General features: G+C 62.0%; 9 protein-coding genes and 1 pseudogene. 4 read left to right on the forward strand and 6 right to left on the reverse strand.

The window, feature by feature from the left end:
• Nucleotides 1–74: 74 nt before the first annotated feature.
• Entirely contained in the window at nt 75–2,684 is a 2,610-nt protein-coding gene (gene acnB, locus AB4N42_RS20170; protein ID WP_181290535.1) for a bifunctional aconitate hydratase 2/2-methylisocitrate dehydratase, read from the forward strand.
• A 341-nt stretch (nt 2,685–3,025) separates the two neighbouring features.
• On the opposite strand, the gene AB4N42_RS20175 is transcribed toward acnB, so the two are convergent.
• Nucleotides 3,026–4,306, reverse strand: a complete 1,281-nt coding sequence (locus tag AB4N42_RS20175) for a serine/threonine transporter (RefSeq protein ID WP_460115221.1) — start codon at nt 4,304–4,306, stop codon at nt 3,026–3,028.
• 694 nt (nt 4,307–5,000) lie between these two features.
• Between AB4N42_RS20175 and AB4N42_RS20180 the strand changes: the two genes are divergently transcribed.
• Together AB4N42_RS20180 and AB4N42_RS20185 are read left to right on the forward strand one after the other, a co-directional pair.
• Nucleotides 5,001–5,363 (forward strand): DUF6124 family protein, encoded by a 363-nt coding sequence (locus AB4N42_RS20180; RefSeq protein ID WP_258650630.1) that lies wholly within the window; start codon nt 5,001–5,003, stop codon nt 5,361–5,363.
• Between the two features lie 204 nt (nt 5,364–5,567).
• Complete coding sequence (locus AB4N42_RS20185; RefSeq protein ID WP_334597434.1) at nt 5,568–6,521, forward strand: 2-hydroxyacid dehydrogenase; 954 nt, start codon at nt 5,568–5,570, stop codon at nt 6,519–6,521.
• Here the strand turns inward: AB4N42_RS20185 and tssA are convergent.
• The 5 genes and pseudogenes from tssA to AB4N42_RS20210 all read right to left on the reverse strand — a co-directional run bounded on the left by tssA (nt 6,518) and on the right by AB4N42_RS20210 (nt 14,039).
• The gene (tssA, locus tag AB4N42_RS20190; RefSeq protein WP_460115222.1) at nt 6,518–7,600 is read right to left on the reverse strand and encodes a type VI secretion system protein TssA; all 1,083 of its coding nucleotides are present in this window, start codon (nt 7,598–7,600) and stop codon (nt 6,518–6,520) included. The genes AB4N42_RS20185 and tssA overlap by 4 nt on opposite strands.
• A complete protein-coding gene (locus AB4N42_RS20195) occupies nt 7,597–11,421 on the reverse strand; it encodes a type VI secretion system protein (RefSeq protein ID WP_460115223.1) in 3,825 nt (1,274 codons plus the stop codon). Before AB4N42_RS20195 ends, tssA begins: the two co-directional genes overlap by 4 nt.
• Nucleotides 11,418–12,179 (reverse strand): DotU family type IV/VI secretion system protein, encoded by a 762-nt coding sequence (locus AB4N42_RS20200; protein ID WP_460115224.1) that lies wholly within the window; start codon nt 12,177–12,179, stop codon nt 11,418–11,420. The genes AB4N42_RS20195 and AB4N42_RS20200 overlap by 4 nt, the downstream gene beginning before the upstream one ends.
• An 18-nt stretch (nt 12,180–12,197) precedes the next feature.
• Entirely contained in the window at nt 12,198–13,529 is a 1,332-nt protein-coding gene (gene tssK, locus AB4N42_RS20205) for a type VI secretion system baseplate subunit TssK (RefSeq protein WP_030142657.1), read from the reverse strand.
• Between the two features lie 50 nt (nt 13,530–13,579).
• Nucleotides 13,580–14,039: pseudogene (locus AB4N42_RS20210) on the reverse strand (type VI secretion protein).
• Between the two features lie 224 nt (nt 14,040–14,263).
• Between AB4N42_RS20210 and tssB the strand changes: the two are divergent.
• Nucleotides 14,264–14,824, forward strand: a complete 561-nt coding sequence (tssB, locus tag AB4N42_RS20215) for a type VI secretion system contractile sheath small subunit (RefSeq protein WP_460115225.1) — start codon at nt 14,264–14,266, stop codon at nt 14,822–14,824.
• Nucleotides 14,825–14,832: the final 8 nt, after the last annotated feature.

Consider the following 14,832-nt stretch of genomic DNA (forward strand, 5'->3'; position numbering starts at 1 on the left):
CGCGCATGAATGCCGTGAGTTTCTGGATGAGCGTCCCGGACACCCATTTGGGACCACTGATGAGGGTAATAACTGTGCTTGAAGCCTACCGCAAACATATCGAAGAGCGCGCAGCACTGGGTATCGTTCCCCAGCCGCTTAACGCCGAACAAACCGCAGGCCTGATCGAGCTGCTGAAGAATCCTCCGGCTGGCGAAGAAGCTTTCCTCGTTGACCTGATCACCAATCGCGTTCCGCCTGGAGTCGACGAAGCCGCCTACGTCAAGGCCGGCTTCCTGTCCGCCCTGGCCAAGGGCCAGGCCCAATCCCCTCTGCTGGACAAGAAGCGCGCCGTCGAACTGCTCGGCACCATGCAGGGCGGCTACAACATCGTGACCCTGGTCGAGCTGCTGGACGACGCCGAGCTGGCGCCAGTCGCCGCCGAAGAACTCAAGCACACCCTGCTGATGTTCGATGCCTTCCACGACGTGGCTGAAAAAGCCAAGAACGGTAACGTCCACGCCAAGGCCGTGCTGCAATCCTGGGCTGACGGCGAGTGGTTCAAGAAGCGCCCGGTACTGGCCGACAAGATCAGCCTGCGCGTGTTCAAGGTCACCGGCGAAACCAACACCGACGACCTGTCCCCTGCCCCGGATGCCTGGTCGCGTCCTGACATCCCGCTGCACGCCCTCGCCATGCTGAAAATGGCCCGTGACGGCATCGTTCCGGACGAGCAAGGCAAGACCGGCCCGATGAAGCAGATCGAAGAAATGCGCGGCCAAGGCTTCCCGATCGCCTACGTCGGTGACGTGGTTGGTACCGGTTCCTCGCGTAAATCGGCCACCAACTCGGTGTTGTGGTTCTTCGGCGACGATATCCCGTACGTGCCGAACAAGCGCGCTGGCGGTTTCTGCTTCGGCAGCAAGATCGCCCCGATCTTCTACAACACCATGGAAGATGCCGGCGCACTGCCGATCGAGTTCGACGTGTCGAACATGAACATGGGCGACGTGATCGACCTGTACCCGCACGCTGGCAAGGTCTGCAAGCACGGTACCGACGAAGTCATCACCACCTTCGAAATGAAGACCCCGGTGCTGTTGGACGAAGTCCGCGCTGGCGGCCGTATTCCGCTGATCATCGGTCGTGGCCTGACCGAGAAGGCTCGCGCCGAACTGGGCCTGCCACCGTTCGACCTGTTCAAGAAGCCTGAAGCGCCAGCCGAAAGCACCAAGGGTTTCACCCTGGCGCAGAAAATGGTCGGCAAGGCTTGCGGCCTGGCAGAAGGCCAAGGCGTTCGTCCTGGCACCTACTGCGAACCGAAAATGACCACCGTAGGCTCCCAGGACACCACCGGTCCAATGACCCGTGACGAACTGAAAGACCTGGCGTGCCTGGGCTTCTCGGCTGACCTGGTGATGCAGTCCTTCTGCCACACCGCGGCCTATCCGAAGCCGATCGACGTGACCACCCACCACACCCTGCCTGACTTCATCATGACCCGCGGCGGCGTTTCCCTGCGTCCGGGCGACGGCATCATCCACTCGTGGCTGAACCGCATGCTGCTGCCAGACACCGTGGGTACCGGTGGTGACTCGCACACCCGTTTCCCGATGGGCATCTCGTTCCCGGCCGGTTCCGGCCTGGTCGCGTTCGCCGCTGCCACCGGCGTCATGCCGCTGGACATGCCGGAATCGATCCTGGTGCGCTTCAAAGGCAAGATGAAACCTGGCATCACCCTGCGTGACCTGGTTCATGCCATTCCGTACTTCGCGATCCAGAACGGTCTGCTGACCGTCGAGAAGAAGGGCAAGAAGAACGCCTTCTCCGGCCGCATCCTGGAAATCGAAGGCCTGGAAGGCTTGACCCTGGAACAGGCGTTCGAACTGTCCGACGCCTCGGCCGAACGTTCGGCTGCCGGTTGCACCATCAAGCTGTCGAAAGAGTCGATCACCGAGTACCTGCAGTCGAACATCACCCTGCTGCGCTGGATGATCGGCGAAGGCTACGGCGATGCACGTACCCTGGAACGTCGCGCCCAAGCGATGGAAGCCTGGATCGCCGATCCGCAACTGATGGAAGCCGATGCCGACGCCGAATACGCCGAAGTCATCGAGATCGACCTGGCCGACATCAGCGAGCCTGTGCTCTGCGCGCCGAACGACCCGGACGACGCCCGCCTGCTGTCCAGCGTTGCTGGCGAGAAGATCGACGAAGTGTTCATCGGCTCGTGCATGACCAACATCGGTCACTTCCGCGCCGCCGGTAAACTGCTGGATCAGGTCAAGGGTCAGCTGCCAACCCGTCTGTGGCTGTCGCCGCCGACCAAGATGGACGCTCACCAACTGACCGAAGAAGGCTACTACGGCATCTACGGCAAGGCCGGTGCACGGATGGAAATGCCCGGCTGCTCGCTGTGCATGGGTAACCAGGCACGCGTCGAGCCGAACTCCACCGTGGTCTCGACTTCGACTCGTAACTTCCCGAACCGTCTGGGTGACGGCGCGAATGTCTACCTGGCTTCGGCCGAACTGGCATCCGTAGCGTCCATCCTGGGTCGCCTGCCGACCGTCGAGGAGTACATGGAATACGCCGGCAAGATCGATAGCATGGCAGCGGACGTGTACCGCTACCTGAGCTTCGACCAGATCGCCGAGTTCCGTGAAGCGGCTGCAAACGCCAACATCCCGGTCGTCCAAGCCTAACGCTTAAGACGCCCAACTAAAAACGCCGCCCTTCTTGCGAGGGGCGGCGTTTTTTTATGCCGGATGAAACTGTGGGAGCGAGCCTGCTCGCGAATGCGGTCGCCCGGCCAACATCTCTTCCAACTGAACGACCGCTTTCGCGAGCAGGCTCGCTCCCCACAGGGATTGAGCATGAACACAAATTTTGAGAACACCCCAAAACCAATGTGGGAGCGAGCTTGCTCGCGATGGCGGCGGCACAGCCAACATCCCTGCCGACTGACCCACCGCTTTCGCGAGCAAGCTCGCTCCCACAGGGTTTATGCCGGACGCAATGCCATAAACACCCACAAAAACGCAGGTCAGGCCAGGAGGGAATAGACCAACGCAGTGATCGCCACCAACCCCACCAACACCACAAAGACATTCGACGCCTGGCCTCGATAGCGGGCCATGGCCGGGACCTTGCGAATGGCGTACATCGGCATCAGGAACAGGATAGCCGCGATCACCGGGCCGCCCAGGGTTTCGATCATCCCCAGTATGCTCGGGTTAAGAGTGGCGACGACCCAGCACACCACCAGCATGAACGCCGCCGTCAGGCGATCGAGGGTTTTCGGCGCCGGACGGCGGCCGCTCTTGACGATCAGGCCCTTGAGACCTTCGCTGGCGCCGATGTAGTGCCCGAGGAACGACTTGGAGATGGCAACAAACGCGATCAACGGCGCGGCAAAGGCGATGGTCGGGTTGCTGAAGTGGTTGGCCAGGTACGACAGGATCGACAGGTTCTGCGCCTTGGCCTCGGCCAGTTGTGCCGGGGACAGGGTCAGCACGCAACTGAACACGAAGAACAGCACCATCACCACCATCAGCACATGGGCACGCGACAGGATTTGTGAGCTGCGCTCTTCGGCATTGTTGCCGTAGCGCCGTTTCTGATCCACCGCAAACGCCGAAATGATCGGCGAATGGTTGAACGAGAACACCATCACCGGAATCGCCAGCCACAAGGTATGCAGCAACGCCGAAGGCTGCGGCAGCGTCGACGCGGTGCTCAGGATGCCGCCGTTCCAATGGGGCACGAGGAATACCGCGAGGAACAGCAGCGCCACGATAAACGGATAAACCATCAGGCTCATGGCCTTGACGATCGCCTGCTCGCCGCAACGGACCACGGCCAACAAGCCGAGGATAAGCATCAACGACAACACAACCCGAGGAGGCGGCTGCAAATGCAACTGATGTTCCAGGAAGCTGCCCACCGTATTGGTCAGCGCCACGCTGTAGATCAACAGGATCGGGAAGATCGCAAAGAAGTACAACAGGGTGATCAGCGCGCCAGCCTTGATACCGAAATGCTCCCCCACCACCTCGGTGATGTCCGCCCCTTCGCGACCGGACAGCACGAAACGGGTCAGGCCCCGGTGCGCATAGAACGTCATGGGAAATGCCAGCACCGCCAGGATCAGCAGCGGCCAGAAACCGCCAAGGCCAGCATTGATCGGTAAAAACAGCGTGCCAGCGCCAATGGCGGTACCAAACAGGCCCAGCATCCACGTCGTGTCGTGGCGACTCCATTGGCTGAGGGTGGCTGGGGCTGTCGTTTCAAAGCGCTCTTCGACGCTGTTGGCCTGATCATTCATCCGGTCGGATCTCCGCTTTCCGGTCACATGTACCCGGCCGGGACGAGTCGGAAAACCCCGACAGGCAGCGCCCTGGCCGAAACAGGGGCGCGATTGTCCGGGATTAGCGAGCAGAAGCAAAGGCTTAGCTGAGGAGTGGTTTTGCGGTGCAGGCTTTGGATATACCGCATTCGCCGGATTTACGGCTGCTTCGCAGCTGAGCGGGAGCAAGCTCCCTCGCCACGGGGCCGTCGTTTTTCTTGAGTGAACTGCATTACCATAAAGCATTGTATTTTCAACAATACGAACCCACGCCAATTACGAAGAAACTCGACCTGTTTAATTGTTGTAAACATGCCTCGCACAGACACGTTTAAATACATTCCAAAATACGCGCTAAAGGCTACGAAACCTTGCGTCCTTACTTACGCATGCTTCAGAATCCGCTGGCTTGTGCGCTTTGCCCCCGGCCTCTATCGTTCACCTGCCACTGCTCATCAGTGGTCGGGTTTAGTCGCCCATCTAGGTTTGGTAAGGTGCTCGAGCACCGTTCGGTCAGGTCATTTACATGCCTGCACTAAATGGTGGTTGTGCGCAGGGCGTCCTCGGGCGCGCCGGGTTTTTGCCAATTCCTACCGGTCGACTAACCTGCGTACAGCCGCCACCCTTCTTTTAGTCGAGAACGGTTGCAGCCCCAATGTAGGAATGGTCAATTATGTTCAAAGTAACGCCCAACCCCCCGGATATCTATTCGGTACTCTACGACGACGCTTTCGACCCCGAGAAACTGAAAGAGGCGGCAGACCGCGCGCTCAAGTTCTACCTCAACCCCGGGAAGCCGAAAACGCAGATACGGCCCTACAAACCCGGCTCGATCTTCACCATCGACCCAGCGGTGGATGACGAAACGTTGCTCGTTGAGGCGTGCGAAAACCTGGCATCCGCCAATGTGCTGATCAGCGAACTCGCCGACATCACGGACGGCCCACGACGCCAGACGATGCTGGTGCTGCAGCGGGTCATCATGTTAGGGGAGTTAGCGGTCAATCGAGTACTGGATAACCACAAGCCTGGGTAGTTGCCAGGTAGTTGTGGGGGCGCCGCAAGCGCCCCCACAACAAACAAGCCAGCAAACGCTACAGCGTCTCTTGCTTATTCTGTTCAGCAACCCAAGAACAACCGATCTCAAAATACCCCTAAAAAGCCCAAGCTACCCCTCCCTTCGGCTCCTACAATCAGGTTGAATACCTGATGATCAAAAAATCGCCCACAGGAGCCCAGCATGACCGCAACCGTTCTGGTACTGGTTGAAACCGTCAACGAATACCTGCCGATCCTCGAGCGCCAGGGCTATCACCTGGAGTTGGCGCCCACGCCCGCCGAACGCAAGGCAGCGATCTTCGAACACGGCGACCGATTCAGCGCGGTCCTGACCCGTGGCCCGCTGGGTTTGACGTCTGAAGAAATGGCGGCCCTGCCCAACCTCAAGATCATCTGCGTGATCGGCGCCGGTTATGAACAAGTGGACCTGCAAGCCGCCAGCGACCGAGGCATCGTCGTCACCAACGGTGCCGGGGTCAACGCCTCGTCGGTGGCCGACCATGCCATGGCGTTGTTGCTGGCATTGGTGCGCGATGTGCCTCGATCCGATGCAGCCCTGCGCCGGGGCGAATGGCCGCGAAGCACGCGCCCTTCCCTCGCCGGCAAGCACCTGGGCGTGCTGGGACTCGGCGCCGTGGGCATGGCGATTGCCAAGCGGGCCGCCCTCGGTTTCGACATGAACGTCAGCTACCACAATCGCCGGGTGCGCACCGACGTGCCCTACACCTTCTGCGCCACGCCCACGGAACTGGCGCGGGTTTCCGATTTCTTGATCGTTGCGACGCCTGGCGGCCTGGATACCCGGCAACTGATCAACAAACAGGCCCTCGATGCGCTGGGACCCAACGGCTTCCTGGTGAATATCGCCCGGGGCAGCGTGGTCGCCACCGCCGACCTGATCAGCGCCCTTGAACATCGGCGAATTGCCGGGGCTGCGCTGGACGTATTCGACCATGAGCCCGAAGTACCCGACGCCCTCAAGCATTTGCCCAACGTCGTGTTGACACCTCACGTGGCCGGGCTGTCGCCGGAAGCGACACGCGCCATGGTAGAGCTGGTCGGCGATAACCTGAACGCGTTCTTTTCCGGCAAACCGGTACTGACGCCGGTGGAGCTGCCCGACGCACAGCATTAAAGCACCCCGAGTAATGTCCACAGCCGTCGGGACTCGGCATCGGCGCTGATCAGTTCACCCAGCAGTTCGCTCAGCGGTTTGTTGCCCCACTCCACACCGCGCCGGATCAGATAGGGCACGGGACTGTGGGGTTCGGTGCGCGCCAGATAACCGGCGATGACCAACAGTTGTCGATAGGCCTCTTCCCGATTGGCCGGTTCCAGGAAGACCTGGGCAGGTGCCGCCGTCGGCTGGGACATTGGCGTCGCTGCCACCGCGGACGTTTGCGCGGGCGCGACAGCGGGTTGCTGTGGATGCATCGCGATGAACTCCTCTACCAATGCCAACATGGCTTGCATCACGTCCTGCAAGGATTTGTAGCCCGGGGCCAGGTTGCCCAGGTACGCGTCGCTCCAGGCTTCGAGTCGTTGCAGATGCTGCAGGCTCAACATCAGGCTGCCCTGGCGATGCAACCAGAAAGACAAGGGCGTGCCGCGAATCAGTTCGCTGAGTTTCTTTTGTTCGTTGCGCGCCGCCTCCGCCGAGGCCTTGGCGTTCTTGCTGTCGTTGCCCTGCACTTGCTGGCGCTGCAGGCGCTGCCAATCGTCCAGGCTGAAACCGGCGAAGGTCGGATCGCGGCCATCAAGCCAAGGCACCCGCGTCAGCAACACTTCGCTGTAGCGACGGGCCAGCCATTCCAGCGGAATCACCCGCCACGACTGATCGCCGTCCTCGGCAAGGGGATGCAGCTGTTCCGGATAGCGTTCGCACAGCCCCGCCACCAGCGCCAGGCTGCCCGGCAAGCCGTCCAATCCGGCCAGGTGCAGCCAGGCCTCCCCCAGCCAGGCGCTGATCATCAGGTCCTTGCTGCGCTCAAGCAGCAACGTGGTCGCGAGCCGCTCCAGGTCCGGCCAGAGCGCGCGCTTGATTGAAGACTGCCACACGCCGGTGGGTAGGCTGGTGTCGTCTTCCCGGCGCAGTTCGCGTAGCTGGTCGTACTCCGTTTCGTAACGCAGATCCTGGCCACAGGGCGACTCGGCGCTGATCGGTTCGAGCAGTTGGCTGACCAATTCGGGCAACGGGGTTATCGGCAAACTCACAGGCCCTCCTCACGGGTGGCAATGGCAGGCCTCGACGCAGGCGCGAGGAAAGGTGAACGAGGCGCCTGTGTCGGCAGCGGCGGGATCGACAGCGGCAATTTGGAACCCTGGCTCATCAACGACAAGCGCACGAACATCAAGGTCTGTTGCGCCGTGCGTGCCTGGGTCTGGGCGGTCACCGGCAGTTGCAGGGCCAGGGGGAAATCGGTGTAGTCGACATTCGGCTGGCGTTGGGCCGACACCAGCGAACGCATCAGGCGCAACAATGACCACGGCCCCTGGTATTCCCAGCCGGCTTCAAGGTCGCGCACCACCAGGTTCGGTTGCAACGGGTCGTTGGCCGGACGCTGGTAACCGTTGCGGGCCCAGCGCAAGGTCAGGCGCACGGGCTGGCCGACCATCCAGCGCAGGTTCTGCTGGCCTTCACCGGGGTAGTTGATCTGCTGGTTGCCGGCGTCCAGGCTCCAGGCGATCACTTGGTCGGCGCCACGCTCCTCATCGCGATCGGTACGCCAGCGCACGTCCATCTCCACGCCCAGGATGCCGCTCTTGTCCCGCACGAACAGCGGCCCGAGCCAGACACCGGCCTGCTTCAAGCGGTTGAGGAAATCCGCGGCCGCCAAGCGCTCGGGCGTCTGGCTCAGCGTCAGCCCGGCCTGGGCCAGGGGCACGCGCGTCTCGATCAATTCCAACAGGTGCTGCACCCGCGCCGGGTCGGCATCGCTGGCCCGCACGTCCTGGGAAAACGGAAAGCGTCCCGCCAAGTACTGATTGAAATAATTGGCCAGGTCATTCCAGGCCATTGCCGCCTGGTTCTGTTGCAGGTACAAGCAACGCTGCAGCGCACCCTGCTGCAACGCGACGGCGCGCCGAGCCAGGTCGCCGCGCCCACCGGACAGGCTGGAGGTCTGCAAGATCTGCGCACAGGACGCGATGTCCATCGCATTGAAATCCCGACTTACCAATTGCTCCAACTGGGCAGCCGAGCTGGCCGGGTTCTGATTCTTGTACTTGAGCAGTTCGTCGTTGAGGGCCATGAACCGCGCCACCTGGTCATGCTCCAAGGCGGACAGGTCGTCCTGCTGGACGATCAGCCATTCCAGGGCAGGCATGCGCTGTTCGGCGATCTGCAGCATGGCGCTGAATTGCTGGTTCAGGTTCAGCTTCAGTTCCTGTGGATCGTTGGCGCCATACAGCTGCAAGCCGAAGTTCTTCGAACCGTCCCAACGCTCGATATCGGCGCGCTGGCTGAATAACGGCTGGGCATCGATTTCGGCCAGGCCACTGTTGATCTGCGCCAATGCGCGGCGATTGAGCAGGCGCTGGAAACGTATCGCCAGGTCGCCCCGGTTCACATCCATGAAGGCTTTTTGCAGTGCAACCGCCTGGGTCGTTTGCACATTGAAGCCGGTGCCGGGCAGCGGCTGGTCATTTTCGTCCAGGCTCAACCACATGGCCCGCGCCGCAGCGTTTTCGGCGGCCTGCATCAGCGCGTCACGGTAATCCGGCGGAATCCGCGACAGCTCTTCGCTGGCATAGCTTTTGTAGCTGGCGAAATAATTCAGGGCGACGCTGAAATCATCACTGCCATCGCCCCGGCCGATTGAATCCGGATTGCCGGTCGACGGATCCTTCTGCATCGCCAACGCCACGAAATCGCGCTTGAACAGCGCTTGCACCGCACCGTCCAGGGCCGTGACGTGATCCTGCAACGTCAGCAGGCCGCTGCCCTGTTGCACCAATAGATTGTCCCGGGAACCGGTCTGGACGATCCACTGGTCGCGAAAGTTCTGCTGCAGCTTCGCCGCCTGGCTCTCCAGGTCCTGTGTGATGTCCGGGCCAAGCAAAGTGCTGTGGCTGACCTTGTCCAGCATCTGGGTGTAGCCGGGCACCAGGTCCTGGCCCTTGCCCCGGCCCCAGGCGGAGTTGGTCAGGCTAACCAGCGTCTGCAGGTCATCGATCAGCGCCGTCAGGTCTTCCAGTTCACTCAATGAATTGCCGCTGCCGGCCTCCAGTCGTTGCAGGTGCAACTTGAGATAACCGGCCTGGCGAACGAAGTTGTCCGCCAGGAAGTAATGGTCCAGCCAACGTTGCATCAGGCCGGTGAAATTATCGGCGATCACCGGGCGCGCGGCGTTCAGGTCCAGCCCTTGCAAATCACTGTTACGCGCATCGAACAGGACCCGGTTGTAAAACTGTGGGCGACTCAAAGTCCCGGTGTTGAGGCCCAAGGACAACGCGGCGTTGCTCAACTGCACCAGTTCGTCCAGCGGCGCCTTGGGGTCGTTCACCACTTGGCTGAACATCTGGTTGTGCTGCTCGAGGCGTGCCGCCAGATCCACCAGCGCCTTGGCCTTCAGGTAGCTTTGCCACTGCGCCGGGTCGTCGTTCTCGACGTTGCCCCGCCGCTCGGTGTTGCGGATGGACTTGAGCTGTTCCAGGTCGGAATTGAGCAAGTCTCGCAGCGGTAATATCCAATGGTGCCGGGCGGTCAGGCGCAAGCCATCCTCCAGCTGCGTGTCCACGGAGGAAAACCAGGATGTGGGGAAGACGACCGAGACATAACGCCAGCGCGGGGCTTTTTCCAAGACGTTCCAGTAGTTCTGCACGTTATGCCGGGTCGGTTCCAGTTGCGGCTGGTCCGGGTCGACGACGATGTGGTTCTTGTGGGCGCTGAGGACCAACCGCGACAGTCCCTCGGCGTTTTCCACCGAATCGCGCCAGACCCAGAGCATGCTCCCGAGCCAGACCAGGCCCACCACCAACGCCACCGCTCCGGCCAGCCGATGCCCGCGTTGGCGCACGCGCAGCAAGCGAGGCACCGGCTGGGCCAGGCCGCGTTCGGCTATCAGACGTCGCGACCACAATTGCCGGGCGAACACCGTTTGCCGCTGACCATTGTGATGGGCGGTCAAACTGTCGCCGCTGATGGCCGGTGCCTGACTGGCGGTGAAGTACACGCCGCGAAATCGCGGCGCTTCGCCTTGGGCGTTGCCCTGGAATACCGGCTCCAACAAGATCTGCAAGGCTCGTCGCAAGCCTTCGAAGCGTTCCGGCAGGCCATAGAGATCGGTGCTCAGTTGCCCCGACAGCGCGCCGATCTCGATGATCGATTGGGCCAGCGCGGCGTTGATCTCATCCAACGCCTGGTCACTCCAGTGCGACTGCCACGCCGCATCCGGCAAGTAAGGCGACGACCAGCCCAGCATCGACTCTCGCGCCTTGGCAGGCAGCGCGCCGACCAATTCCTGGAACCCGGGCAACTCTTCCATCCCGGTGATCACCACGTACACCGGCAGGCTGAGGCCAAACCGTTGCAGCAGGTCAATAAAAACCCGCCGGACCTTGAGGCTCAGCTCAGTGGTGTGCTCGATGTCATCGAGCTTGCTGAACGGTACTGTCCAGATCACTCCGTCCAACGGCCGCTTGCTGCGCAGCCGCAACAGCAGGCCCAGCAGTCGCCACCAATTGCCCCGTTGCCGGTTCATGCCTTCATCGGGCAGGAACAACGCCTGGGGCACCACCAGTACGGCGCCTTCGGCATCGCAAAACCAGCGCCCGAACCAGCCCGCCTTGTCCGTGGGTTGCAAACGCCATTGGCTGCACAGCTGGGCACCGTCGGTTTCGTTGCCGAGCATCATCAACCAAGGCGTCTGATAGCGGTCGCGGGTGCCCTGCTCCTGCTCCATTTGGCGCACCGCGCCGTAGAAATTGCGAATCGCCGCCCCGCCCTGGGTTCGCAACCACCAGACCGCTGCCGCGATCACCAGCACCCCGACAATGGCGAGCAGCACCAAGGCGACGATGCTCAGGGTGTTCATGAATCCTGCTCCTGGACTGACGACTCGTTCAATTGCAACACCGGTTCGAGCTCCAGGCGGATGTCACGCCAGAGGACCTGCCCCAAGCCAGTCAACAACAGCACCATCGCCACGATCGCCAACCCCAGGCGAAAGCCGTCCGGCAAGGATTGCTGCGCTGGCATCCGCGCGGGCGTCGCCGCCGCGGACATCGCCAGGCGCTGGCTGACATCGACGTAATCGGGTTCGTGCTGCCAGGCAAAGGTGAACAACGCCACGCGCCATTTTTCGTGCTGGACCTGGCCAGGCTCGCCGCGCAAGCGTCCTTGGAATCCCAGGATCAGGCATTGCAGGTAGACATTCGCCAGGTCCCGAGTACCGGGCATCTGCTCATCCAGCAGTTTCTTGATCGCTGCGGGCAAGCGCTCGCCGGCCTGGCGGCTGGCGTACATGCGTGATTCGAGGGGATGCTGCTGCCAAGCCAGTTGGCCGGGCCAGGTGCAGAACAGCAACGTCTCGTCCACCAGCGCGACGAAGGCATAGACCAGCGCCTTGACCTGCTCGGAAGCGGCATCGCCGACGGTGGCGTAGGCCACCCGCCAGAGACGCTGGGCACCGCGACCGGAAAACTCCACGACCCGATTGAGCACGATAGCCGGATCACTGTCCTTGGGCAGGTCTTGCCACTCCTGGGACCACTTCAACCAGGCTTGACGAAACGCGCTGCTCAGCGGCGCCTCGTGCAGACTCCGAATCACCCCGCCACTTCCGTCAGGCATACAGCTCCCCTTTTGCGATCAGGCACTTTCACTGGCTTGCGCCACGAACAACACCACTTGCCACGGACTGCTGGCCTGGGCCGAAGCCGGCGCCACGATGTGCAGCGGCAGTTGGCCGTCGAACCATTGCCCGCTCGCGGCCACTACAAACAAACGGGTGTCGTCACCGACGCTGTAGGCCACCTGCTCGTTGCGGCTCATGGCCTGGTGCGGCAAACCGCTCATGCGTTGGCGGCTCAGCAGCGCAATGTGGGGCGCCGACGCGATGATCGCGCCGCGCAACCATTCGGCCGCCGCTTGTTCGCCGGCGCCGTTGGGCATGCGCAAACCGATCACCAGGCGTTGATTCGGCTGGTCGTCAGGCAACTGGATCGAGAAGACCTGCTCGTTGCGCTCGAACGCCAGGCTTCGGTAACCGGCGCGGACCAGTTCCAGGGTGGTTTCCAGCCAGTCGAGCAGCGGCTCGTAGCCGCGCTGCAACTCGACAAAATCCAACGGCGCGAAAGCCGGGACGCCCGCCAGCGGATCCAGCGCCGACCAGCTCCCCGCCAGCCCCAGCAACAAACCGTAGAGCGCCTGGGGCGTCGCCACCCGGGTATTCAACATGCCTTCGACCTCCGGCAAGCGCGCCCACAGGGCCGTCAACTGCCGACGGATCTCCATGGCATCGTCCTGGTTGCCAGCCGCCTGGGCCTGACGCAAGCGACCGGCGAGGAACATGCACTTTTCCCTGGCCCTCGCGCACACCCCGGCCACCCGCCGACCAAGGGCCGACTCCGGCAGCAGGATCGGCGTTGGCGGCGTATACGGCACGCGCCAGAAACCGCCGCCCTCCTTGCGGATACGCAGTAATGGCAGGCAGATCGAATCAGCCTTGCTCAGTTGCGTGCACAGCCTCGGGTTGGGGCGCCAAACCGTGATCGATTCGGGGAATTCGCCGCTGGTGAGGTCTGGCAAAGCCTCGCCGACCACCGATTGCAAGCGCCCCTTGAGCGGTAGTAATTGCCCGGCGCGCCATAGCGGGCTCACCGCGAGGTACACGGTCACCGTGGCGTCATCGGTCTTGTCGATCGCCTCGCTGACGTCCAGTTCCAGCATTGGCCCGATACCGGCTTGCAGATTGACCGGCAAGCCGTCCGGCAAGGTGCCTTGCAATTGCAGCAGGCGTACCTGGCCGGCACTCAGGGCCGAAGGATCGACTTCCAACTGGCTGACGCCCCAGAACCAAGGGTTACAAGCCCCGGCAAAATGCGCGGCGAGTGCCTCGGCGCGCAGCCCTTGCAACTGAAAATGCTGGGGCAACAGTTGCATGCCCTCGTGCCAGCACACCGCGTCAGGTAACAGGCTCATACGACTCCCTTCGACATCCCAAATCGCCGCGCGAGGCGGCCCGCGGTCACTCAAGGCTGCTTGTGCCGGTCGTCATTCACGAGGGTCATCTCGCGGCTGTCGAACTTCAGCCAGGCCTCGTGCTGATCGTCCAGCCGAAGCCGGTGGGCTCCCGGAGTGTTATAGCTGGCGAAGACCAAAAAGTCCAGCGGCGCGCCGGCCCTCCAGCGGGAAGGGTTGGCGGTCGATGAATTGCCCCGGGACCAGCTCCAGCCCCCACACCGACAGGAGCTGGCGATAGTCGCGCTGGAATTGTTCGCGCTCGGCAAACCACTGGCTGGCGGTGATGCCCGACAGCTGCTTGAGCAGGTCCGGGTCGTTCACCGCGATGAAATCCACGGCGATCGGCGTGTCGTCGTTGGCCCGAGGCGCGACGTCCAGGGTCAGGCTGTCGAGGTCGACGCTGGGGGCGAACAACGAACAACCGGTGAGCGCCAGGCTGAAAAAAAATCCATAAAAAAACGCACGCAAAATGAATCTTCCTTTTCTCAGCGGTCAAAAATTGTTTTTGCTTGCATTTTTATAGACCTGTTCTAGCGTCTTGGATAGTTCGACCCACACAGTCGAATGGACCAGGTTCGTCAAGGGAATGACAGGTTTTCTGCCGTCCATTTGCAACCTGCGGATCAGCAAGGGAATGCGATGAGCGGGACTCCCGATGCATTGCTTCCACACCTGCATCGGAGTCGGCCGCCATGGCAGAAAGTACCCAGCACAAGCTCGACAGAGTCCGTCCTCCCCGCGTCCAGATCACCTACGACGTGGAAATCGGCAACGCTATCGAGAAAAAAGAACTGCCACTGGTCGTCGGCATTCTGGCCGACCTCTCGGGCAAGCCCTTGGAGCCGCTGCCCAAGCTCAACGAGCGGCGCTTCACCGAGATTGATCGGGATAATTTCAACGAGGTGCTCGCCTCCATCTCCCCCCGCGCCACGCTCCAGGTGAACAACACCCTCAGCGGCGACGACAGCAAGCTCAACATCGAACTCAACTTCCGTCACATCGACGACTTCGACCCGGTCAAGGTCGTCGAGCAAGTCACGCCGTTGCGCCGCTTGTTCGAAGCGCGGCAGCGCCTGCGGGACTTGCTGACCAAGCTCGACGGCAACGATGACCTGGACAAGCTGCTGCGTGACGTGATCGCCAACACCGAAGGCCTGCAGGAGATCAAGTCGGCCCGGCCCCAGGACGTACCGCAAGAGCTGCCGACCGTCGCCGCCAACGATGACCCTGCCCCGGCCGAACCACAGGCCTGATCGCGCGC

The sequence above is a fragment of the Pseudomonas sp. H2_D02 genome (assembly GCF_054677635.1).

Coding starts and splice junctions, on each gene's coding strand:
- AB4N42_RS20180 (WP_258650630.1), top strand. CDS start 5,001: ATGTTCAAAGTAACGCCCAACCCCCCGGATATCTATTCGGTACTCTAC.
- AB4N42_RS20195 (WP_460115223.1), bottom strand. CDS start 11,421: ATGAACACCCTGAGCATCGTCGCCTTGGTGCTGCTCGCCATTGTCGGG.
- tssK (WP_030142657.1), bottom strand. CDS start 13,529: ATGAGCCTGTTACCTGACGCGGTGTGCTGGCACGAGGGCATGCAACTG.
- AB4N42_RS20175 (WP_460115221.1), bottom strand. CDS start 4,306: ATGAATGATCAGGCCAACAGCGTCGAAGAGCGCTTTGAAACGACAGCC.
- tssB (WP_460115225.1), top strand. CDS start 14,264: ATGGCAGAAAGTACCCAGCACAAGCTCGACAGAGTCCGTCCTCCCCGC.
- AB4N42_RS20200 (WP_460115224.1), bottom strand. CDS start 12,179: ATGCCTGACGGAAGTGGCGGGGTGATTCGGAGTCTGCACGAGGCGCCG.
- AB4N42_RS20185 (WP_334597434.1), top strand. CDS start 5,568: ATGACCGCAACCGTTCTGGTACTGGTTGAAACCGTCAACGAATACCTG.